The sequence below is a fragment of the Glycomyces sp. TRM65418 genome, from assembly GCF_019710475.1.
Lineage (GTDB): Bacteria > Actinomycetota > Actinomycetes > Mycobacteriales > Micromonosporaceae > Glycomyces.
Genome location: NZ_JAJFAX010000002.1, coordinates 601447 through 622616, shown reverse-complemented (window position 1 = coordinate 622616; position 21170 = coordinate 601447). Strand labels below are relative to the sequence as shown.

At 71.6% G+C, this 21170-nt stretch carries 18 protein-coding genes and 1 tRNA gene; 7 read left to right on the top strand and 12 right to left on the bottom strand.

Going from position 1 to position 21170, the window contains the following annotated elements; genetic code table 11:
• Positions 1–49 precede the first annotated feature (49 nt).
• On the top strand, positions 50–736 hold the full coding sequence (locus tag K3N28_RS07880; RefSeq protein ID WP_228091934.1) for a hypothetical protein: 687 nt from the start codon (positions 50–52) through the stop codon (positions 734–736).
• Positions 737–791: 55 nt separating this feature from the next.
• Here K3N28_RS07880 and K3N28_RS07875 read toward each other — a convergent pair whose 3' ends face one another.
• The 4 genes from K3N28_RS07875 to eno form a co-directional block, all read right to left on the bottom strand.
• Positions 792–1700 (bottom strand): exopolyphosphatase, encoded by a 909-nt coding sequence (locus tag K3N28_RS07875; protein WP_374209719.1) that lies wholly within the window; start codon positions 1698–1700, stop codon positions 792–794.
• 11 nt (positions 1701–1711) lie between these two features.
• Complete coding sequence (locus K3N28_RS07870) at positions 1712–2245, bottom strand: DUF501 domain-containing protein (RefSeq protein ID WP_228091932.1); 534 nt, start codon at positions 2243–2245, stop codon at positions 1712–1714.
• Between the two features lie 43 nt (positions 2246–2288).
• Entirely contained in the window at positions 2289–2816 is a 528-nt protein-coding gene (locus K3N28_RS07865) for a septum formation initiator family protein (protein WP_228091931.1), read from the bottom strand.
• 226 nt (positions 2817–3042) lie between these two features.
• Positions 3043–4329 (bottom strand): phosphopyruvate hydratase, encoded by a 1287-nt coding sequence (gene eno, locus K3N28_RS07860; protein ID WP_228091930.1) that lies wholly within the window; start codon positions 4327–4329, stop codon positions 3043–3045.
• Positions 4330–4632: 303 nt separating this feature from the next.
• Between eno and K3N28_RS07855 the strand changes: the two genes are divergently transcribed.
• The 3 genes from K3N28_RS07855 to K3N28_RS07845 all read left to right on the top strand — a co-directional run bounded on the left by K3N28_RS07855 (position 4633) and on the right by K3N28_RS07845 (position 6745).
• Positions 4633–5265, top strand: a complete 633-nt coding sequence (locus K3N28_RS07855; protein ID WP_228091929.1) for a hypothetical protein — start codon at positions 4633–4635, stop codon at positions 5263–5265.
• A gap of 208 nt (positions 5266–5473) precedes the next feature.
• A tRNA-Glu gene (locus K3N28_RS07850) sits at positions 5474–5546 on the top strand.
• A 404-nt stretch (positions 5547–5950) separates the two neighbouring features.
• Positions 5951–6745: an SDR family oxidoreductase gene (locus K3N28_RS07845; protein WP_228091928.1), complete on the top strand. Its 795-nt coding sequence runs from the start codon at positions 5951–5953 to the stop codon at positions 6743–6745.
• 914 nt (positions 6746–7659) lie between these two features.
• Here the strand turns inward: K3N28_RS07845 and K3N28_RS07840 are convergent.
• Complete coding sequence (locus tag K3N28_RS07840; protein WP_228091927.1) at positions 7660–10002, bottom strand: serine/threonine-protein kinase; 2343 nt, start codon at positions 10000–10002, stop codon at positions 7660–7662.
• 137 nt (positions 10003–10139) lie between these two features.
• Between K3N28_RS07840 and K3N28_RS07835 the strand changes: the two genes are divergently transcribed.
• The gene (locus K3N28_RS07835; RefSeq protein WP_228091926.1) at positions 10140–10616 is read left to right on the top strand and encodes a hypothetical protein; all 477 of its coding nucleotides are present in this window, start codon (positions 10140–10142) and stop codon (positions 10614–10616) included.
• Between the two features lie 128 nt (positions 10617–10744).
• Complete coding sequence (locus K3N28_RS07830) at positions 10745–11662, top strand: carbohydrate kinase (protein WP_228091925.1); 918 nt, start codon at positions 10745–10747, stop codon at positions 11660–11662.
• A 133-nt stretch (positions 11663–11795) separates the two neighbouring features.
• On the opposite strand, the gene K3N28_RS07825 is transcribed toward K3N28_RS07830, so the two are convergent.
• On the bottom strand, positions 11796–12209 hold the full coding sequence (locus tag K3N28_RS07825) for a hypothetical protein (protein ID WP_228091924.1): 414 nt from the start codon (positions 12207–12209) through the stop codon (positions 11796–11798).
• A gap of 233 nt (positions 12210–12442) precedes the next feature.
• Here K3N28_RS07825 and K3N28_RS07820 point away from each other — a divergent pair, with 233 nt between their 5' ends.
• Positions 12443–13102, top strand: coding sequence for an HNH endonuclease family protein (locus K3N28_RS07820; protein ID WP_228091923.1), 660 nt, complete (start codon positions 12443–12445; stop codon positions 13100–13102).
• A 48-nt stretch (positions 13103–13150) separates the two neighbouring features.
• Here K3N28_RS07820 and K3N28_RS07815 read toward each other — a convergent pair whose 3' ends face one another.
• The 6 genes from K3N28_RS07815 to K3N28_RS07790 form a co-directional block, all read right to left on the bottom strand.
• Positions 13151–13642 (bottom strand): hypothetical protein, encoded by a 492-nt coding sequence (locus tag K3N28_RS07815; RefSeq protein ID WP_228091922.1) that lies wholly within the window; start codon positions 13640–13642, stop codon positions 13151–13153.
• A gap of 23 nt (positions 13643–13665) precedes the next feature.
• Entirely contained in the window at positions 13666–13881 is a 216-nt protein-coding gene (locus K3N28_RS07810; protein ID WP_228091921.1) for a DivIVA domain-containing protein, read from the bottom strand.
• A gap of 92 nt (positions 13882–13973) precedes the next feature.
• Positions 13974–16130 (bottom strand): transglutaminase-like domain-containing protein, encoded by a 2157-nt coding sequence (locus K3N28_RS07805; protein WP_228091920.1) that lies wholly within the window; start codon positions 16128–16130, stop codon positions 13974–13976.
• Positions 16127–17467: a DUF58 domain-containing protein gene (locus K3N28_RS07800; protein ID WP_228091919.1), complete on the bottom strand. Its 1341-nt coding sequence runs from the start codon at positions 17465–17467 to the stop codon at positions 16127–16129. The genes K3N28_RS07805 and K3N28_RS07800 overlap by 4 nt, the downstream gene beginning before the upstream one ends.
• Positions 17464–18447: an AAA family ATPase gene (locus K3N28_RS07795; RefSeq protein ID WP_374209718.1), complete on the bottom strand. Its 984-nt coding sequence runs from the start codon at positions 18445–18447 to the stop codon at positions 17464–17466. The genes K3N28_RS07800 and K3N28_RS07795 overlap by 4 nt, the downstream gene beginning before the upstream one ends.
• A 64-nt stretch (positions 18448–18511) precedes the next feature.
• Positions 18512–21127, bottom strand: a complete 2616-nt coding sequence (locus tag K3N28_RS07790; RefSeq protein ID WP_228091917.1) for a fibronectin type III domain-containing protein — start codon at positions 21125–21127, stop codon at positions 18512–18514.
• Positions 21128–21170 lie beyond the last annotated feature (43 nt).

Sequence of the window (21170 nt, the reverse complement as noted above, 5' to 3'; positions counted from 1 at the left end):
CAGAGAGCAGTGCTCTCAAATGTGAGCAGTGAAACCGCAAGGAGCACCCATGTCCACCAGCCTCTCCCCCGCCGCGCCCGATCCGCGCGCCCGCATGGGCGCCGTCGCCTTCGCGCTCGCGGGCATCCTCTTCCTCCTCTACGAGGCCGCCGCACCCCGCCGCGACCAGACCACCCTCGAAGGGGCCGAGTCCTGGACCACCGCCGGCTGGGCGGTCGCCCACCTCGCCGCCATCGTCGGCCTCATCCTGATCCCGCTCGGTTACGGGGCCCTCCGCGGTTGTCTCGAAGGCACCCGCAACGAGCAGACCGCGTTCCTCGCCACCACCGTCGGCTACATCGGATCGGCCCTGACGATCTCCTACTACGGCGCGGAGGTCTACGGCCTCAAGGCGATCGGCGAACGCGCGGTGGAGGGCGGCGACGCCGCGCTGACCGACGTGGCCGACGCGTTCCGGTTCGACCCGACCGCGGTGACCGTGTTCACGATCGGCCTGGCCGGCATCGCCGTCGCCGCGGTCCTCGCCGCGGTCGCGGTGTGGCGCTCGGGCACGCTCCACCGCTGGAGCGGCGTGCCGCTCGCCGTGCTGCTGGCGACGATGCTGCCGCAGTACTTCCTGCCGCAGGCCGGCCGGATCGCCTGGGGCGCCCTCGTGGCGGTGGCGGCGCTGTGGCTCGCGGCCGAGCTGTGGAAGGCGTCCGCCAAGTCGCCGGCGCGCGAGCTCGTGCACGCCTGAGCAGGCAACGGCACGGCCCCGCGGTCATCCGATCGCGGGGCCGTGCCGTTCGCCGTTATGCCGAGAGGGCGATGCCGTCGAGGATGTCGTGCTCGCTGATGAGGACCTCTTCGATCCGGCTGCGCTCCATGATGGTGCGCAGCACCAGCGCGCCGCCGACGATGACGTCGGCCCGACCCGGGTGCATGACGGGGATCGCGAGGCGCGCGGCGTGGTCGGCCTCGGCGAGGTCCGCGGTCACCCGTTCGACCATGGAGTACGTGAGGCGGGTCCCGTCGATCGCCCGGGGGTCGTACGCCTTGAGCCCCAAAGCGATCGCGGCGATCGTCGTCGCCGTCCCGGCCACGGCCACCAGCTCGGTGGCCTCGCGGGCCGGGTCGGCCACGCTCAGGGCCTTGTCCGCGATGCCGGTGATGTCGAGGACCGCGGCGTCGATCTCGCCCTGGCGCGGCGGGTCCGTGCGCAAGTGCCGCTCGGTCATGCGGACGCAGCCGATGTCGACGGAGATCGCCGCCAGGACCTCGGCGCCCGTGCCGCGCACGAACTCGGTCGAGCCGCCGCCGATGTCGATGAGCAGGCGCTGCCCTTCGTGGGGAGGCAGCGTGGCCGCCGCGCCGGTGAAGGAGAGGCGGGCCTCCTCGTCACCGGTGATGACCTCGGGGGCCTGGCCGAGCACCGACTCGACCATGGCCTCGAAGTCGGCGGCGTTCGCGGCGTCGCGGCTCGCGGACGTGGCGACCATGCGGACCGCCTCGACCCCGTGCTCGCGGATCTGGCCGGTGTAGTCGGCGAGGGCGACGCGGGTGCGTTCCAAGGCGGCCTCGGAGAGGCGGCCGGTCCGGTCGACGCCTTCGCCGAGACGCACGACCTCCATGCGGCGCACGACGTCCCGCAGTCGGCCGTCCGCGCCGACGTCGGCGATGAGGAGACGGATCGAATTGGTGCCGCAGTCGATCCCGGCCACGCGACGCTCGCTCATTCGCTCTCCTCTTGTCCATGGGCGCAGCTGCTGGTGCGCCACCACTCGGGGAGGCGCTCGATCGCCTCGTCGCCGAAGGGGCTGACGCCCGGTCCGGCGGCCAGCGCGTGGCCGACGAGGGCGTGCAGGCATTTCACGCGGTCGGGCAGGCCGCCCGCCGACACGCCCTCGATCTCGGGCACGTCGCCGAGCCTCGCGCGCCGGGCGAGGTAGTCCTCGTGGGCGCGGCGGTGGTGCTCGGCGAGTTCGGGATCGGCGGCGAGGCGCTCGTTCATGTCCTTCATGACCCCGCCGCCTTCGAGCCGGCCGATGGCCGAGGCGGCCTTCGGGCAGGTCAGGTAGTACGTGGTCGGGAAGGGGGTGCCGTCCGGCAGGCGCGGCTCGGTCTCGACGACCGCGGGCTGCCCGCAGGGGCAGCGCCACGCGACGGCGTGGGCGCCGCGGATGGGGCGGCCGAGCTGGGCGGAGACGGCGGCCGCGTCGGCCTCCGACACCGGCTGGGGGTCCTGGGGCCACGCTTCGGGCTTCACCGGGCCCCGCCGATCAGCGCCAGGGCTTGCGCATGCACCGCGTTCACTCTGCTGGTTCCTCTGTTTCCTCTGGGTCGAGCCGGTCGGCGTCTTCAAAGGTAGCGGCCAGCTCGTCGTACCAGGACAGGTCCGGGTCCTCGGCGTCGTCCGCGCCACCGGTGTGCCTGGGATCGTCCTCGTCGACGACGATGACGAGGTCCTCGCCGGGCGGCACGAGGAGGAGGCTGGAGCGGATCTGCGCCTTGACGTACTCGGGGTCGTCCCATTTGACGCGCTCGGCTTCGAGCTCCTCGATGCGCTCGGACTGCTCCGCCTGCTCGGCTTCGAGGCGGTTGATCTCGATGCGCTGCTCGATGTAGGTGCGCAGCGGGTAGGCGTAGGAGAGGGCCAGCGCGGAGAGGACGAGCGCGAGGACGGCGGCGCGGCGGGAGATCCGCCGTGCGGGACGGTAGCGGACCCGCTTGACCTGGGGCCGGCCGGCCGAACCGGGGGCGGGCCGGCGCGTGGCACGGGTGCGGCCGGGACCGGTGGATCGTCCTCCCGGGCGGCTGGGTCGGCGGCTCGCGTTCACGGGGCCAGCCTAGTCGATCCGGGAGCGCCGAAGGCCCCCGCGCCGGAGCGCGGGGGCCTTCGAAGCGGTCGCGGTGCTCGCCGGGTCCTGGGACTCGGGCGCTATCGCACGTTCGACGGGTGAGCGTCGACCGGGCTCACATGGCGGGCGTGAACTTCGAGCGCGTCCACGTTCCCTGCGTGAACTTCGACCCTGCTCACGTTCCCTGCGTGAACTTCGGCCCTGCTCACGTTCCCTGCGTGAACTTCGGGAATGCGGAAGCGCCGGCGTAGCGGGCGGCGTCACCGAGGTCCTCTTCGATGCGGAGGAGCTGGTTGTACTTGGCGACGCGGTCCGAGCGGGCCGGGGCGCCGGTCTTGATCTGGCCGCAGGTCATGGCGACGGCCAGGTCGGCGATGGTGGTGTCCTCGGTCTCACCGGAGCGGTGGCTCATCATGCAGCCGAAGCCCGCGCGGTGGGCCATCTCGACGGCGTCGGTGGTCTCGGTGAGCGAGCCGATCTGGTTGACCTTGACGAGCAGGCCGTTGGCGGCCTTCTCGTCGATGCCGCGGCGGATGCGCTCGGGGTTGGTGACGAACAGGTCGTCGCCGACGATCTGAAGGCGCGAGCCGACGGCGGCGGTGAGGGCGGACCAGCCGGCCCAGTCGTCCTCGGAGAGCGGGTCCTCGATGGACACGAACGGGTAGGCGGCGATGAGCTCCTCGTAGTAGGCGCTCATCTCCTCGCCGGACTTCTTCTGGCCCTCGAAGAGGTAGGCGCCGTCGGTGAAGAACTCGGTGGCGGCCACGTCCATCGCGAAGGCGATGTCGGTGCCGAGCTTGTAGCCGGCCTTCTCGATCGCGACGGCGATCAGGTCGAGCGCGGCGCGGTTCGAGTCGAGGTTGGGGGCGAAGCCGCCCTCGTCGCCCAGACCGGTGGACAGGCCGCGCTCCTTGAGGACGGACTTGAGCGCGTGGTAGGTCTCCGCGCCCCAGCGCAGGGCCTCCTTGAACGTGGGGGCGCCGATCGGGGCGATCATGAACTCCTGCACGTCGACGTTGGAGTCCGCGTGGGAGCCGCCGTTGAGGATGTTCATCATCGGCACCGGCAGGAGGTGCGCGTTCGGGCCGCCGACGTAGCGGTACAGCGGCAGCTCGGCGGAGTCGGCGGCGGCCTTGGCGGTGGCGAGCGAGGCGCCGAGGATGGCGTTCGCGCCGAGGTTGGACTTGTCGGGGGTGCCGTCGGCGTCGAGGAGGGCCTGGTCGACCAGGCGCTGCTCGGAGGCCTCGATGCCGATCAGGGCGTCGCGGATCGGGCCGTTGACGTTGTCGACGGCCTTCTCGACGCCCTTGCCGAGGTAGCGCTTCTTGTCCCCGTCGCGAAGCTCGATGGCTTCGAAGGCGCCGGTCGAAGCACCGGACGGGACGGCGGCCCGCTGGAGCGTGTCGTCTTCGAGCAGGATCTCCACTTCGACGGTGGGATTGCCGCGGGAGTCGAGGATCTCCCTTGCCCGGATGTCTTCAATTGCAGCCACTGTCACTCCTGAAATAGCCGAATCTGACGATCGGCCCGATTGCGGGGCCGTGTCCGAAGGATTTCGGCCGACCCGACACTGCGCCGGCCACAGCTCCTTAGGGTACGCCCCGGCCCCCGCGGCGATGCTCCCGTGCCGCGAAAATGCAATGGCGCCGACGTCCGTCGCTCGTGTTGTATGAGGCCTGGACAGGCCGCTATATGGTGGAGTCCTATCTCAGATCAGACACCTGTGCTAGGCGTGCCCCCGGATGCCGCCACACCACGTGGCATCCCCCGCCTCGCGCAATGGAAGTGGAGCCCCATGATCGTGCAGAATGCCCTTCGGCGCTGCGCTGCCTTGAGTGCGGCCGCCCTCCTCGCGCTCGCCGGATGCTCGGGCGCCGAGGCCGGCGGCGAGTCGGCCTCGGAGGACCAGGCCGCGCTGACGGAGCTGAGCGACCGCCTCGTCGACGGCGAGGGCCACGCCTACACCGCCGAGTACCTCGTGGAGGGCTCGGAGAAGTCGGTGCTGGTGGCGGTGGACCCGGAGGCCGGGACGGCGGCGGTCGTCGTGGGCGACCGGCCGCGGCTGTGGACGAACGAGGAGTCGACCGACCTGGCGGTGTGGTTGAGCCGGGAGCTCGAAGGCATCCTGCCGGCCGAGGACGCGGTGGCGTCCTGGCTGAGCGCGACCGCCGCGGATCCCTCGGCGTCGACCGAGTTCTCCGACACGACGCTCGCCGGCGAGCTGGCGGACTGCGTGGAGGTGCGGGGCGCGGAGGGCTCGCCGGTGGGCGCGTACGAGGTGTGCGTGACCACGGTGGGCGTCATCGCCAGCGTGACCGCGAAGGTCGGGGGGACCGCGTACACCGCGAAGCTCGTGAACTACCACGACGGCGTGGACGCCGCCTGGCTGAGCGAGCTCACCGGTCAGGCCACCGGTCACAACCAGTGATTTCGCCGCCGCCCGCGCCGCGGGCGCGCTAGAGTCGCTCGGCGGGCCGGGCCCGACGCAACGGGGGTTCACCTGAAAAGGTGTCGGCGTCGGCCCGGCCCGCCCTTTTGGTAGGCCACGTCACAAGCCGTATCCCGGTGGCGGACCCGCGGAAGGGTCGAGTAAGCTTGTCGACGTTGCCGCGGTAAGCCGCAGGAACACAGGCCGAGCTCCCGTCGTCTAGGGGCCTAGGACGCCGCCCTCTCAAGGCGGAAACGGCGGTTCGAATCCGCTCGGGAGTACAGAGGAATACATTGCATCAGAGCCCCGGCTTTCGCCGGGGCTCTGATGCTGTTTCTGCCTTTGCGTGGTGCTCAGCGGGCGGGGTGCTTTGCGGTTTTGGGGCGGGCCGGCTCGGGTGCGGGCGGCGGTCTGCAGGGCGGCCAGGGCCGGGCATCCGATGGCGGCGGCGACGGTCAGGCCGATTCGCACGCCTTCGACGCCGTAGCCGGCCATGCCCTAGCTGAGCGTCGCCAGGGACGGGGCCGTGTCGATGGCGGTTCGGCGGCAGCGGCCGATCGCGTCTGAGGCGGTCGCCGCCGGGGACGGGCGGGGCGGCGAGGGCCATCGCCGTTTGCGCGCCCGCCGAGGCCGATCAGCTTGTCGCTGTGCCCAAGGGACGCTTGATTGCTGCGATACTCGGTCGATGAGTGACGCATCGTCGCAGGCGCGCCCTACGGCGCTCGTCACCGGCGCCGCAGCCGGGATCGGGGCGGCCTTCGCCAGGAGGCTCGCGCGCGAGGGGTATCGGCTCGTCCTCGTCGATCGCAATGGCGGGCGCCTGCGAGAAACGGCGCCTTCGCTCTCGGCCGAATGCGAGGTCATCGCCGCCGACCTCGTCGTGGACGCCGATGTCGCCCGTGTCGAGGAGCGGTGCCGCGAAGGGGTCGAGCTGCTGGTGAACTGCGCCGGGTTCGGGCATCCCACGGGGTTCCTCGCCACTCCGGTGCAGGCCGAGGTCGCGATGTCCCGGCTGCACACCGAGACCGTGCTTCGCCTGACGCTCGCCGCGCTGCCCTCGATGATAGAGCGCCGGCGTGGCGGCGTCATCAACATCGCATCGGTGCTCGGGTTCTTTCCCAGTTCGACGTATTCCGCCACCAAAGCCTGGGTCATCAATTTCAGTCAGTCGGCCGCCGTCAAGACCCGCCCGCACCGTGTCGCCGTCACCGCGCTGTGCCCCGGTTTCACGCGCACCGAGTTCCACGACAGCGCGGGCATGAACATGTCCAAGATCCCCGGTTTCCTCTGGCTGGACGCCGATGCCGTCGCCCGGGCCGCGCTGCGGGACTGGCGCAGCGGCAAGGCCCTGAGCGTTCCGGGCTGGCAGAACAAGGCCATCGTGGCCCTCGGACGGCTGACGCCGTCGTGGGTGATCGCCCGACTGCTCGCTCGCAGCGGTAGGCGGCCCCTCGTGTCCCGCGCCGGGGATCCGCAGTGACGCGGTGAGGGTCTCGCCGTTCGTCCGATTCGTCGCACAATAGAGGAGACTCGGATCCGACAAAGGGGATGCGCATGGCGACCGACCGATACGCACCGCAAGTGCTGCCCGAGTGGGTGCGGAGCCTGGCTCCGGGGATTCCCCACCCGCCGCGCGGGGCCGAGCCGCTCGACCCGATGCCTCCCGGGACGCTCTACGCGCTCACCGAGCACGCGGGCTGGGCCGTGCCCCCGAACAGCATCAAGCTCGAGTTCGGCCGTTCCGAAGGGGACGTGCACCTGCCGATCGGGGTCGACGACCGGCGCATCAGCCGGTTCCACGGCCACTTCCACTGCGCGGGCGGCGAATGGTGGATCCGCAACGACGGCTCGCCGATCAGGGTCCTGGCCCCGGAGGAGTCGATCCTGCTCACCGGCCACGAACGCGTCGTGCCGGCCGGGTACACGCCCCTGCTCTTCGGCGACCCGACCGAGCGGCTGCACTTCCTGGAGGTGCGGATCGGCGCGCCCGACCGCGGTTCCCCGACCGCCGGGCCCGACGCCGTGACGCTGCCGCCGCAGCAGTTCGACCTCACCGAACGCGAGCGGCTGGTGCTGACCTCCCTGGCGCAGAACTACCTGCTCGGGCTGCCGCGGCCGCAACCGGTCCCCTGGAAGCAGGTCGCCGCCGACCTCAACGAGGTCGCCGGTGACGAGTCGTGGATCCCGCACCGGGCGGCCAACGTCGTCGCCGTGATCCGGGAGCGCTTCTCCCACTCCGAATGCAAGCCCTACCGGATCCCGGGCCTCAAGAGCGACGAGGGCATGAGCAATCCGATCGGCAACGCGCTCAACGTCAATCTCATCCGGGCCATGATCCAGTCGACCACGCTCACCCCGGCCGACCTGAAGCTGCTGAAGCGCGACTGGGCCGAGTTACAGCGGCCCCGCCTCGTAGCGCCACCAGTCCAGGATCCCGAGGGCGCTGGAGCCGTTGAACGCCATGCCCAGCACGTTGCGGCGGTCGTCGGTCCACACCAGCCACACGCTGCCGTTGGGGCTGGTGCCGCAGCCGAGCCGGCCGGTGGCGCCGTCGCGCTCGTAGGGGGCGTCGCCGTGGAAGTCCTCCGGGATGCCGGTGCAGTCGGGTCCGCTGATGTCGTTGCTGCCGCCGTAGTCGGCGTTCATCTCCGCCGCACTGCCGAACTGGTAGTAGAAGACCGTGCTCGCCCCGCGCACCGGGCCGCAGACGACCGCGGCCTGCGGCTCGTTGCGGACGTTGCTCTCGATCTGCCACTGCGACGGCCGCATGCAGTCCACTCGGGACCGTTCGGGAACGAGGTCGAGGAGGGCCTGTTCGGCGGCGGTCGGGAACGGCGGGTCGGCGGCGGCGTTGACCGCCTCGACGACCGCGGCGGTGGGCGGACCGAAGCCGTAGTGGGCGCGCCAGGCGTCGTCGAGCGTTTCGGGATCGGTACCGGTGAGGCGGCCCATGAGCAGCGCCGCGTCGAGCGTCCACTCGATGGCCGGGACGCCGTCCCCGGGTCGGCACAGGAGGGTGCCGACGTCGACGCCGCGCAGGTCGAGGGCGTCGTAGCCGAGGAAGCCGGGGGCGCTGCCGTCGCCGCAGTACACGCCCGAGGGCGCCTCGGCGGCGGCGATGTGGGCCTCGATGGTGTGCCGGAGGCCTTCGTGGTCGGCGAACCGGAAGTACGAGAGGGCGGCGGCGTGCTCGTTCGGCGGGTCGCATTCGACCGCGGCGAGGAGGTTCCGGTAGGTCTCCAGGTCGCCCGCGCGCGGACGGTGGCAGCCGTCGAGCTGCACGGTGTCGAGCAGGGTCTGCTCCTCGGCGGTGGGGAACGCCGGGGACCCGACCCAGCCCGACCAGGCCTCGGCGAGGCCGAGGTCCTCGGCGTCGCGGCGGTCGACGCGGGCGATGGTGCGGGCCCCGTCGTCGCTCCAGACGATGCGGGTGGCGCCGTCGGCGTTCCAGCAGAGGACGCGGCCCGTCGGGTCCCCGACGGCCGGGTAGCGGTGCTCGGCGCCGATCGCCCAGGTGCAGTCGCCGGTGCCGCGATCGAGACCGGAAGCGGTGACGGCCTCGCCGTAGGCTTCGTCCATGGACGCCTGATCGTCGTAGAGGCTGAAGACCACTTCGTCCGCGCCTGCGGTGCAGGCGATCACCTTCGCCGCGCCGGTTCCTCCCTCGGACGAGCCGGTGTAGCCGCAGTCGGCGCGCAGCGCTTCGGGGAGGCGTTCGAGCTCCTCGTCGCTCGGGCCGATGACGCCTCCGGTGGCGAGTTGGGGCACGACGATGAACGCGGCGGCGGCGATCGCCGCCGCCGCACCGGCGGTCCAGTAGACCGAACGGCGGTGCAGCCGTTCGAGCCATCCGGAACCGGGCCTCCTGGACCGCTCAAGGCGTTCCGGTGCGGCGAGCGCGGTCCGGAGCGCTTCGACCACGTCGGCGCAGGTGCCGTAGCGCTCCAAGGGCTCGGGGCTCGTGGCCTTGCGGAGGACCTCGGCGACGGCGGGCGGCAGGTCGACGTGGGGTTCGTCCTCGCGAGGAGTGAGGCCCGTGAGGCAGTAGTGGAGGACCAGCCCGAACGAGTAGACGTCGACGCGCCGGGCGAGGGGCGCCACGGCGGGCCGCCGGTCCACCGGGACGGTCTCGTCGACGTCGTCGCGGTCGCCGCGCCTCCAGAACCGCTCGGGGGCCATCCACATCTGGCTGCCGAGGACCTCGCCGGTCTTCGTGAGGTCCTCGGCGGCGTCGTCCTTGGCGATGCCGAAGTCGCACAGGTAGACGTGGTGCTCCGCGCCGATGAGGACGTTGCCGGGCTTGACGTCGCGGTGGAGCACGCCGTGCGCGTGGGCGAAGTCGATCGCCGCCGCGAGCTGCTCGGCGACGCGCAGCGTCAGTTCCGGCCCCAGGCGGCCGCGCTCCTGCACCAGGCCGGTGAGGTTCGATTCGACCCAGGGCATGACCATGTAGCGGAGGTCCTCGCCGGGCCTGGTCCCGCAGATCACCTCGACGATGTTGGGGTGGGAGAGCCTGCTGAGGATCTCGTACTCGCGGTCGAACCGGTCCCGGTAGGGCTTGAGGCGGTCGGAGACGAACTTCACCGCGCGGCGGCGGTTGTTCAGGCTCGTGTCCTTCGCGGCGTACACGACGCTCATGGCCGTCTCGAACATCGGCTCGGGGGCCAGCTCGTATTCGGGACGCAGGCGGGCCAGGCGTTCCGCCGGAGAGAACTCCGGGTTCATCGTGACGACCAAGGCGACTCCCGCCGATCGGGTGTGCAGGGGCGGTGGGGTTTCGAGCGCGGCGGGACCGGTCCCCGCCGCGACCTATCACAATGTAGGCAAGTCGCCGATCCCGACGGTCGGCACCCCTTTCCCGACGAGGAGTCACCATGGGCCGTGCCCGTATCGCCCTGACCGCGCTCACCGTGCTGGCGCTGAGCGCCTGCGGCGCCGAGGAACCCGACACCGGGGCCTCGACGCCCTCGCCGTCGCCCACGACGGCCTCGCCGGAGCCGTCGCCGACCCCCGCCTCGCCGTCGCCGAGCGAGCCCGCGCTGCCCGCGGCGGTGGACGGCACCGACCTCGAGGCCTGCTACGACGGCAGCTGCGAGGTGGAGGTGCGCGCCCCGCTCGACATCGAGTTCGACCCGGACACCGGGATCGCGTCGATGACGATCGAGCAGATCACGGCCGAGGGTCTGGAGCTGAAGGGCACCACGGTGTCGGGAGGCGAGTTCGAGTCGAGGATGTACGCCTCCGACGGCGGCCTCGCCAAGGGCGTCATCAGCAACAACGGCGTGACGTTCGAGGTGGCCGTGCTGGGGGTGCTCGACGGCGTGGCGGTGCTGCGGATCGAGATGCTCTGAGGTCGTGGCGCCTGTTCCAGGGGCCGAGCGCGTCGACTCCGGCGGAGGCCGCCAGTGGCGAGCGCGTACGCGTGCGGGCGGTTATCATCGGTTTCCGCGGCATCGACGACGGCGAGAGGCTGGTGCGCATGATCGGTGTGATCGGCGAGGCCCTGATCGACCTGGAGGTCGCCGAGGACGATGCGCGGCATCCCATCGCGCACCCGGGCGGCAGTCCGATGAACGTGGCGGTCGCGTTGGGGCGCTTGGGTTCCGACGTCGCGTTTCTGGGGCGGCTCTCGGGCGACGCGTTCGGGAAGCTGCTGCGCACGCACCTGGCGGAGTCCGATGTGAACCTGCGGTGGATCGTGGACGCCCCGGAGCCGACGAGTCTGGCGATCGTGTCCCTGGATCCGAGCGGTTCGGCCGGCTACACGTTCCATGTGGAGGGCGCCGCCGACTGGCAGTGGCGGACCGCCGAACTGCCGCGGGACCCAGGTCTGGAGGCGCTCCACGCCGGTTCGCTCGCGCTCGCCGTCGACCCCGGCGGGTCGGTGGTCGAGCGGTGGCTGTCGGGCCAGAGCACGGGGACGACCGTGAGCCTCGACCCGAACATGCGCCCGGCGCTCTTCGGCGACCGGGGCGCGTACCGGGAGCGGCTGGAGCGGTGGCTCGCGTTCGCGGCGATCGTGAAGGTCTCCGACGAGGATTTGGCGTGGATCTACCCCGGTGCGGACCCGGTGGCGCTGGCCGAGCAGTGGATCACGAAGGGGCGCAAGCTCGTCGTCGTGACCCGCGGCGGTGAGGGCTCGCTCGTGTGGGCGGGCGGCGAGTCGTTCGCGGTGCCCGCCGCCCCGACCGACATGGTGGACACGGTCGGCGCGGGCGACGCCTTCAGCGGGGCCCTGCTCGACTGGCTGTCGCGCCATGGGCGCCTGCGGCTCGACGACCTGGCGGGACTGCGCGCCGACGAGGCCCGCGAGGCCGTGGCGTTCGCGTCGACGTGTGCGGCGATCACCTGCTCACGGGCGGGCGCGAACCCGCCTTGGCGGTCCGAACTCGACTGACCGGACGCGGTTCCGCCTGCGGCGTTCGGTAAGCGGAGGGTGCCCTCGCTCTTCGCCTTGCCCGTCCGGCACCGCTTCAGCGCCCGGAGAGGCGAAGGGACGTCTGCCGGTCTCGCTCAACCGGCGTCGCGGCTCAGCGCTCGGGGAGGCGGACGCCTTCGGCGACCGCCTTGACCGATGCGATGCCGGTGCGGCCGAAGGGATCGCGGACCTCGACGGCGAGGCCCGGCTCGATGAGGCGGGCGGCCTCCCCCTCCCCCACGAAACCGTCGTCGCCGAAGGGCTCGGGGCTCCAGTCGTCGCCCCGTTCGTGGTACTCCCTCAGGAATTCGCGCAGCGTCTTCAGGTCCTTCAAACGCGGTGCCCGCAGCACCTGGACCTGGAGGTCGACCCGTGTGACGCCCTCCTCGACCTGGGTCTCCCACACGCGCTGCGTGAAGTCGACGCCTTCCCATTCGGAGGAGAAGTCGGAGGGGGTGCCGAGCCCCTCGGGCAGGTGGGTGAGCGCGAGGCCGTCGAGGCTCGCTTCGGTGCCGCTGATCGTCATGCCGAAATCGTACCCACTTGTCCTGCTTCATAATCGCAATCCGAGGTTCCGGGATGTCCGTCTCCCGACGCTTGCGTGAGTATGCAGTGTCCTGTGCGTAAAAGGTTGACTCCTCCCCTTGCGAGGCCCTGACATCCCATGATTCGATGATTCGCGAGCGATCAGCGCATTCGCGTTCGTCGATTCGACCGGTCCCCCGAAACCGCCAGAGTCCTTCCCCCGCAGGAGCCTCCATGCAAGCAGTCAAGCGTGCCGCGAAGCGCGCCCTCGCCGCCTTCGCCGCGGCCTCGGTCGCGGTCGTCACCGTCCTCGTCTTCGACTCCGCCCCCGCGCAGGCCGTCCGGCCGCCGGGCATCCCCTCGGCCGCGACCGCGCAGTCCGAGCTCAACGCGCTCACCGTCGCCGCCGAATCGCACGGCTCCTCCTACGACCGGAGCCTGTTCCCGCACTGGTCCAGCGTCGGCGGCGGCTGCACCGCCCGCCAGTACGTGCTCAAGCGCGACGGCCAGAACGTGCAGACCGGCTCCGACTGCCAGCCCGACTCCGGCCGCTGGCAGTCCGATTTCGACAACGTCTGGACCACCTCGGTCTCCAACGCCACCGTCGACCACGTCGTGGCCCTCTCCGAGGCCTGGGCCTCCGGCGCGTGGGCCTGGACCACCACGGAGCGCCGCGCGTTCGCGAACGACATCAGCTCCCCGCAGCTGTGGATCGCCACCTCCTCGGTGAACTCCTCCAAGGGCGACAAGGACCCGGCCGAGTGGATGCCCCCGAACACGGCCGTCCGCTGCGACTACGTCAAGGCCTGGATCCACGTCAAGTACCTGTACGACCTCGATGTGAACACCGCGGAGAAGACCGCCCTCCAGTCGCACCTGAACAACTACTGCTAGACGCGCCGCGGCGGCCCACTCGTGTGAGTGGGCCGCCGTTCGCGACGGTTACGAGCCCGCCAGGGCGATCAGGCCCGTCAGCGCGGCCAGAGAGCACGCCACGATCCCGAGGACGAGCCCGGTGGTCGCCACGCCGCCGCCCGAGACGCCGCCCCGCGAGGCCCGGATCTGGCGTCGCGCGTATACGGCGAGCGCCAGCGAGCCGATGCCGAAGAGCCCGGCGAACATGAAGAAGGTCAGTCCGGCCCACGGGTTGAAGGCCGCGCTGATCAGCCCCGGGCCGGCGCCGAGGATGGCACCGATGCCGGCCACCAGGGAGCCGATCGCCGGTCCCGACGGGATCGGCTTGAGTCGCGGCTGCACGATGTGGAAGCCGTCGATGGAAGGTGCTGGGACTGCCATCGGCTGCCAGTAGGGCTGGTGCGCGGGGTAGTGCGGCTGCTGGTACTGCGGGTGGGCGTGGACCGGCGGACCCGAGGAGCCGGGCGGCGCCTGCGGGGGCGGCTGCATGTGAGGGTGGTACGGATCCTGCGCGGTCACGCCCACAACAGTAGCGTCAGCGGCTAGCTTCCGCGAAGGGATCTCGCGACCTGAGCGAAGTACTCGTCGACCTCCCCCGTGTCATAGCCGCGAAGCGTGAGCTGGAAGCCGAGATTGGTGAGGGAATCGGGATGCGGGGGCGCGCCGGCTTCCGTGGCTTTTCGAATGCGGGCCACGGCACGGTCGACTTGGGCTCGGTCGTATCCGCGGAAACGGACAGAGAAGAAGGGGTTCTCCATACGTCACAGTCTGCCAGGTCAGCACCACGCAATGGGTTCGGCCTGCCCCAGGACAAATTTCGACGGTCATAACAACTCGTAACGGCCACAGGTCAAGTGAGGAAACGTCTCACCCATTTCACTTGATGCCGAATTGTCCGCGAGAACGGCGCGACAATCGAGACGGCGGTGCGCGCGTCCTCTTCCGAGAGCGCACTTGGGGCGAATGCCGCGGCGTTCACCAGACGCGGCAGCGCACCGATATCCGCTTCGAGCACCGCGAGGCGGACGGCGGCCTCCTCGGCGTTCGCGTGCCCGGGGACCTTCACGCCCGCGCGGGCCGCTTCGGACAAGACCTCGGCCCACGCGCCCGCCACGCGCTCGGCCGGCGTCCCGCGGGTGAGGCGGCGTCGCCGCCGCAGCGCCCTCCGGGCCTTGAACACCAGCGGCACGCACGCCAGGAGCAGCGCGGCGGCCGCGTACCAGACCCACACCGGGAGGCCCGACTCCGCCTGCCCGGCCTCTTCGTTGAAGTCGCCGTCCTGTTCGAGCGAGTCGTCGTTGTAGTCCTCGGCGTCGTCGCCGCCGCCCTCGGCCTCCTCCGGGCTCGGCGTCTCCTCCTCCATCTGCTCGAGGGCGTCCTCGGGCGGCGTCGGGACGGCTCCGGCGGCGGGCATCGGGTCGAAGCGCACCCAGCCGGGCCCGTCGAAGGCGACCTCGGGCCAGGCCAGGCCTTGCGCGGCGGTGACGGTGCTCGAACCGGCGGGCACGTCGAAACCGACGACGACCCGGGTCGGCAGGCCCACCAGGCGCGCGATCACCGCGTACGCGGCGGCGAACTGCTCGCTCGTGCCGCGCTGGCCGCCGGCCTCGGCGGCGCTGCCGAGGAAGAACCCGAGCGCGGGCAGGTCGTGCCCCGAGGGCGCTTCGGCGTCGTACGCGTAGTGCCGCGAGAGGAAGTCCGCGAGCCCTTGGGCGCGTTCGTACGGCGTGGCGTACTGGGCGCGGATGTAGTCGGCGATCGTCACCATGATCTCGGGGGTCCCGGGCGGAACGGCCACGGTGGTGGCGTCCGAGAGGTCGGGGCGAGCGGTCTCGGCGGCGGCCCGGTCGACGGTCACCAGCGCGGAGTCCACGTGGAACTTCGCGCCGGTGGCGAGGCCGTCAGGAGTGAGCAGGCACTTGGTGTGGAGGTTGACGGCGATCGGCAGGTCGGTGACGCTCGCCGGGTCGGCCGCGGCGGGCACGAGCTTGCCGCCGAGTTGGATGATCTCGACGTCGGCCGAGTACGTGGGCTCGCCCGCGCCGGGGACGACGGTGCCCGCGGTGCGGAAGTCGCCGGTGGCCTGCCAGGTGGTGCCGTCGTATTCGGTGAGCACGGCGAGGCGCATCCAGGCGTCGGCGCTGGTGTCGGCCTTGAACAGCTCCTGCTCGGGGTATTTGGCCCACTCGGCGATGCGCACGAGCGGGTTGAGGTCGATGTCGGTGAGCCTCGGGGGCTCGACGTACTCGCGCGGATCGCCGGGGCTGGAGGTGACGAACCGGGCGGCGACCGGACCGAGGAGCGCCACCGCGGCGAGCAGCACGGTGGTCGTCAGGACCGCGCCCATCAGGGCGGGGGTCTTGGAAGGCGCGGGTCCGTCGACGGTGGCGTCGCGGTCGGGGCGGCGTTCGGGCGGGGCGGCGGTGACCGCGAGGGCGGCGGCGGCGAGGACGCAGTAGGCGACGCCGTGCAGCGGCCCCGGGTCGGCGTTGGGGCCGACGAGGTACAGCCCGGCGGCGTACAGGAGGGTCGCGGGCAGGCAGCCGAGGAGCGTGCGGCCGTAGCGGATCGCGAACTCGCAGGAGAGGGTCGCGGCGAGCCAGGCGAGGAACACCGGCACGACCACGGTGTCGGGGGCGGGCTCGACGGGGATGAGCGCGGTCAGCGTGCGGGGCACGGCGTTGGCGAGGGCGTCGAGGACGGTGACCGGCAGGGGCTCGGTGCCGTCGCTCGTGAGCGCGATGGCGCCGAGGAGGTAGGCGGCGAGCCCCGCGGCCGAGGCCCCGGGGGCGAGGAACGCGGGCCTGTTGCGGAGCGCGAGGCCGATCGCGAACGCGCCGACCGCGGCCCCGGCGACGAGGAGGACGAGGAGCCGCCCGTGGTAGACGCGGGCGGCGACGGCGCCCGCGAGGACGCACATGAGGGTGAGGCAGGCCGCGACGGTGGCGACCCGCAGGCGGTATCGGGTGCGGCGCTGCCGTCGGGCGTCCTGCTGCTCGGCGCTCACAGCCGGGTGCCGCCGTTGTTCCAGGCCGCGGCGAACTGTTCGCCGTCGGCGGCGCGGATCGTGGGCACGCCCCCGGCGAGCGCCGCGGAGGTGGGGAGGCCGGCGGCGAGGTGCACGGCGATCACGGTCGGATAGGCGCGCTTGAGCGTGGCGAGCCGGTCGGTGGGCGGTTCGGTCCCGGTGATCCACACGAGCGTGTCGCCGTAGCGGGCGGCGGTGAGGCGGGAGACGTAGGCGCCGAGGCTGTCGCGGGCGTCGGGGGCGAGTTCGGCGAGGAGGTCGCCGTAGGAGTCGCGCCCGGCCCCGGAGACGACCGCGCCGGAGGCGGGGACGAGCGCCGCGTGGTAGTCGGCGCGGAAGCAGGCGGTGAGGATCGAATAGGCGGCCTCGCAGGCGGCCTCGAAGGGCTGGTCGGGGTCCGGCCAGCTCTCGGGCCGGTCGTCGACGGCGATGGCCACGGTGGGCAGCGACGTGTCCAGGTGCTCCTTGACCATGAGCTTGCCGATGCGCGCGGAGGTGCGCCAGTGGACGTGGCGCAGCTCGTCGCCGATGACGTATTCGCGGAGGGCGTGGAAGGTGAGCGAGCCCTGCTCGACCTTGTCGGCGGTGCCTTCGAGGGAGCGGGCGAGGCCGTCCGGGGTGCGGCCGAGTCGGTGGAGTCGCGGGTGGACCCATAGGCGCGCGGTGGGCCCGAAGTTCCCGGCGGTCGCGGCGAGCCCGAGGAGGTCGCGCTTGCCGATGCTCAGGGGCCCGGCGTCCACGACGCCGCGCCGCTCGGCCCGGATGGTGTAGCTCGCGCCGGCGCTCTTGCCGGGCCGCAGGCGCGCCAGCGGCACCGCGACGCGGCGGGTCTCCAGGCCTCGCGGTGACACGGGCGAGCCGTGCGTCTGCCGGGGGTCGCCGAAGGCGTCCACGGCGCGGGCGTTGACCGAGCGCCAGCGCCCGGTGTTCGTGACGGTGAGGGACACGGTCGCGGTGTCGTCCACGGAGACCCGATCGGGTGTCACGCTGCGCTCGACGTCGAGGCGCGGCTTCGCGGCGATCACGGACCCGGCGGCGACGCAGGCCAGCGCGGCGGCCGCGCCGACCGTGGCGAGTTCCGGATAGCCCCAGGCCCATCCGGCCCCGAGCAGTGCGACGGCGGCGACGGCGAGGCCGACGCCGCGCCCGGTGACCGGGACGGCGAGCGCGAGGTTCGCCAGACGCGACGCGGACCCGGGCGCGGACGGATCAGCGGTTCGCCGGACGGGCGCGTCCGCGGACCGGGGGCGCAGTGGGGAGGCGAGGGACTCGGCCGGGCCCTTCCGGGCACCGGCGGCCTGGCCGGTCTCGCTCATGCCGCCGAGGCGGGCAGCGGGACGGGGACCTGCTCGAACGCGTCGGCGACGATCGCAGCGCCGGTGGCGCCGCGCATGGCGGCGTCGGGGGCGAGCTGGATGCGGTGGCCGAACACCGGTCCGGCGAGGGCCTTCACGTCCTCGGGGATGATGTAGGTGCGGCCCTGGGAGAGCGCGAACACGCTGGCGGCCCTGGTCAGGGCGATGAGGCCGCGAGGGCTGACGCCCACGGCGACCTGCGGGTGGTTCCGGGTCGCGTTCGCGAGCTGCACGAGGTAGGCGTACAGGGGCTCGGCGATGTAGACGTGCTTGGCCAGCTCGGCCATCTGCGCCACGGTGTCGGTGTCGAGCACGGGAGGCAGGTGCTCGGGCGAGCGCTGGTGGGTGCCGCGCAGGACCTCGATCTCGGCGGCCTCGACGGGGTAGCCGACGGAAAGCTTGACGAGGAAGCGGTCGAGCTGGGCCTCGGGGAGCCGGTAGGTGCCGTCCATCTCGACAGGGTTCTGGGTGGCGACCACGAGGAACGGCTGCGGCACCGAGTGCGGGTGCCCGTCGACGGTGACCCGGCCCTCCTCCATGACTTCGAGGAGGGCGGACTGCGTCTTCGGGCTGGCCCGGTTGATCTCGTCGGCGATGACGATGTTCGCGAACACCGGGCCGGGGTGGAACTCGAAGGCCCCGCTGGCCTGGTTGAAGATCGTCACGCCGGAGACGTCGGAGGGCAGGAGGTCCGGGGTGAACTGGATCCGCCGCCACTGGCCGGACACCGCGGCCGCGATCGCCCGGGCCAGCGTGGTCTTGCCGGTCCCGGGCACGTCTTCGAGGAGGATGTGGCCCTCGGCGAACATCGCCGTCAGGGCCAGGCGCACCACCTCTTGTTTGCCGAGCACGACGGTGTCGACGGCCGAGGCCAGCGCCTCGAACGTCGCCGCGAACTGCTCGGCCTGCGCGGCCCCCAGCGTCACCGCTTGCTGCTGCATGCGCCTAGGCACCTGCAGCGGGTGGGTGTGCTCGGTGTCGTGCATCGGTCATCTCTCTTGCTCGCTAGCAGGCCGGGAGGTCGCCGGTGGAGTTCTTGCCCACGCCGTCGATGTTGATCCAAACGAACGGAACGTACGCATTGGCAGCGTAATCGATCTTGATCCACTTGTCGGAGTTGTCCTTGCCAGGGTGATAGTCGTTATTCCCGTCGCTCTCCTGGCCGCCCTTTTGGATGAACTCACCAGAGGTCCAGCAGTAGGCCTTGTGGCGATCGCCGGAGTGGGTTCGTCCGATCGAGTCTCCGTTGTTGTTGGCCGCACCGTAGATGGCGATGCCGTCGGCGGAACTGCAGTAGATGGTGTCCATGCCTTCATCGCAGCCGAAATAAATCTGGCCGCGCACGACCGTGGTGCTCGCGGTGTAGTTGCTCGAGGCGGCGCTTCCGGCCGGATTGGTGATCCTGACCGTGTAGGTGTGCTCGGTCGAGGCCTTCAGGCCGCCCTGGGTGAGGCTGTCGCAGGAGCCCTCCTTCACGGGCGTCTGGCCGTCGCGGAGCATCTGGCAGGTCGCTTCGCCGCCGCCGTCGTCGTAGGTCATGTTGAGCGTGATCGAGTCCGCGGTCGCCGAATGGCCGGAGATCTGGACGCTCGGCATGCTCATCGTGTTCGAAACGGTTTCGGCGGGTTCGGATTCGCCGGCCTCGTTCACCGCGGTCACGGTGACCGTGACCCGCTCGTTGTTGCCGAAGCCGCTGAGGCTCGCCGTCGTCTCGGTGACTTCGGCGGTCTGGGTTCCGGCCCGCACGAGGTACTTCGTGATGTCGCGGCCGTTGTTGGACGGCTGACTCCAGGTCACATTGATCGTTCCGGCCGCCGTGGTCGAGCTCTCGGCAAAGAGGTCGGTCGGTGCGTCGGGCACGTTGAACGGCACCACCGTGTTCGACGGCGCGGAAGGCGCCGCGGCGGCGGCCCCGGCGAGCGTCGTCACCTGGAACGCGTACTGGGTGCCGTAGTCCAGGGACCCTTCGGGGACCGTGAAGCTCGTCGTGCCGGTCTGGCCGACGACGCTCTGCTTGCCCGAGGCGACGGCCTCGATCTGGTAGCCCGTGACGTCGTTGCCCTGCCCGTCGGCCTCGTCCCACGTGACCGTGACCGTGCCGTCGTTGTTGGCGGTGGCCTCGACGGCGCCGACCGGGTCGGGGACTTCCGCGGACGGGGTGATCGACGGCGAGGTCGCGGTGTCGCCCGCGCCCTCGGCGTTGTGGGCGGTCACGGTGAACGTGTAGGGCGTGCCGTTGTCCAGGTCGCCGATCTCCAGGACCCGCTGGTCCGGGGCGATCTCCCAGGTCTGGCCCGCGCCTTCGATGACGTACTTGGTGAGCGCGGAGCCGTTGTTCGGAGCCGCGTCCCAGGACAGGTTGATGAGGCCGTCGCCGACGGTGCCGCGCAGGTTGGTGACCGCGCCGGGCGGGCCGATCTCGGGAGCGGACTCCTCGTTGCCCTCCTCGTCGCCTTCGTCGTCGCCGGCGGTCTCGTCCTGGGGCGGGGCGTTGCCGCCGAGGATGTCGTCGCGGTCCTTCTCGGCGATGCGCGCGTTGCCGTCGGAGGAGACGACCACGGCGGCGTTCGTGTTCACCGCGTTGGCGAACAGCGTGTCGCCGGTGTGGTAGAGCTCGACGGGGCCGCCGCCGGCGTCGATCTCGATCTGGTCGAGCTCATTGCCGTCGAGGTCGTAGACCCAGACGATGCCGGAGGCGCCGTCGGGCACGTAGATGCGCTGGTGGAACTCGACCGAGGCGCCGAGGAGGTTCGTGGGGGCCGCCGCAATGGCGAAGCTCTTCGATTCCTCGTCGTTGACGGTGACGACCGACGGCGGATCCGTGACGGTGACCGAGGCGATGGTGCCGGGGCTCGTGTCGGCGGTCTGGGCGGGACCGGCGAGTTCGATGTCGGTCTCGGCGCGGCGACCGTCCGAGCGGATCGTCGTCATCTTCTTCGCGGTGGAGTTGAGCACCGCCACGCCGTCCCCGAGGACGGTGAGGGCGATCTCCTGGCGGGGCTGGGCGACGACCTCGGTGGCGAGGGTCTTGGCGCCGGTGTCCTTCGGCTCGATCTTGACGATCGTGCCTTCGCGGGGGACTCCGACCCACAGCTTCCCGGTGGCGTCGAACGCGCCGCCGGTGAGTCCGGCGGGGAACCGCAGGGGCTCGCCGATCGCGGCGAGCGTGCTCGGGTCGACCTGGTTGACCAGGCCCTGGGTCTGGTCGATGATGAACGCGCCCTCGTCGGCGAGCGCCAGGCGGACGCCCTCGCCGGGGGCCGTCTCGGCCTCGCCGGTGAGTTCGAGGGTGGAGAGGTCGATCGCGGAGACCTTGCCGGTGGGGATCTCGCGGAGGAGGAGGTGCGAGTCGGTCTGCTCGATCTGGACCGCGTTGCCCGCCGCGTCGGTGAGTTCGAAGCGCACGTCGGTGGCGGCGGTGAGGCCGTTGACGCGGGCGAGTTCGCCGGCCGGGGTGGTCCACAGCCACAGGCTGCCGTCTTCGCCGTCGTTCTCGCGGCTGAAGGCGCCGGTGCCGAGGAGCGTGGCCACGAGTGCTCCGACGAGGACTACGGGGAGCCCGACCGCTATGAGCAGGCCCTTGACGTTGAGGCGTCGGGCGTCGACATTGCGAGTGGTCATAAGGGGGGAGTTCCTCTGCGGGATCAGCTATGCCGGCTTTCAG

Coding starts and splice junctions, on each gene's coding strand:
- K3N28_RS07880 (WP_228091934.1), top strand. CDS start 50: ATGTCCACCAGCCTCTCCCCCGCCGCGCCCGATCCGCGCGCCCGCATG.
- K3N28_RS07855 (WP_228091929.1), top strand. CDS start 4,633: ATGATCGTGCAGAATGCCCTTCGGCGCTGCGCTGCCTTGAGTGCGGCC.
- K3N28_RS07845 (WP_228091928.1), top strand. CDS start 5,951: ATGAGTGACGCATCGTCGCAGGCGCGCCCTACGGCGCTCGTCACCGGC.
- K3N28_RS07835 (WP_228091926.1), top strand. CDS start 10,140: ATGGGCCGTGCCCGTATCGCCCTGACCGCGCTCACCGTGCTGGCGCTG.
- K3N28_RS07830 (WP_228091925.1), top strand. CDS start 10,745: ATGATCGGTGTGATCGGCGAGGCCCTGATCGACCTGGAGGTCGCCGAG.
- K3N28_RS07825 (WP_228091924.1), bottom strand. CDS start 12,209: ATGACGATCAGCGGCACCGAAGCGAGCCTCGACGGCCTCGCGCTCACC.
- K3N28_RS07820 (WP_228091923.1), top strand. CDS start 12,443: ATGCAAGCAGTCAAGCGTGCCGCGAAGCGCGCCCTCGCCGCCTTCGCC.
- K3N28_RS07810 (WP_228091921.1), bottom strand. CDS start 13,881: ATGGAGAACCCCTTCTTCTCTGTCCGTTTCCGCGGATACGACCGAGCC.
- K3N28_RS07800 (WP_228091919.1), bottom strand. CDS start 17,467: ATGAGCGAGACCGGCCAGGCCGCCGGTGCCCGGAAGGGCCCGGCCGAG.
- K3N28_RS07795 (WP_374209718.1), bottom strand. CDS start 18,447: ATGCAGCAGCAAGCGGTGACGCTGGGGGCCGCGCAGGCCGAGCAGTTC.
- K3N28_RS07790 (WP_228091917.1), bottom strand. CDS start 21,127: ATGACCACTCGCAATGTCGACGCCCGACGCCTCAACGTCAAGGGCCTG.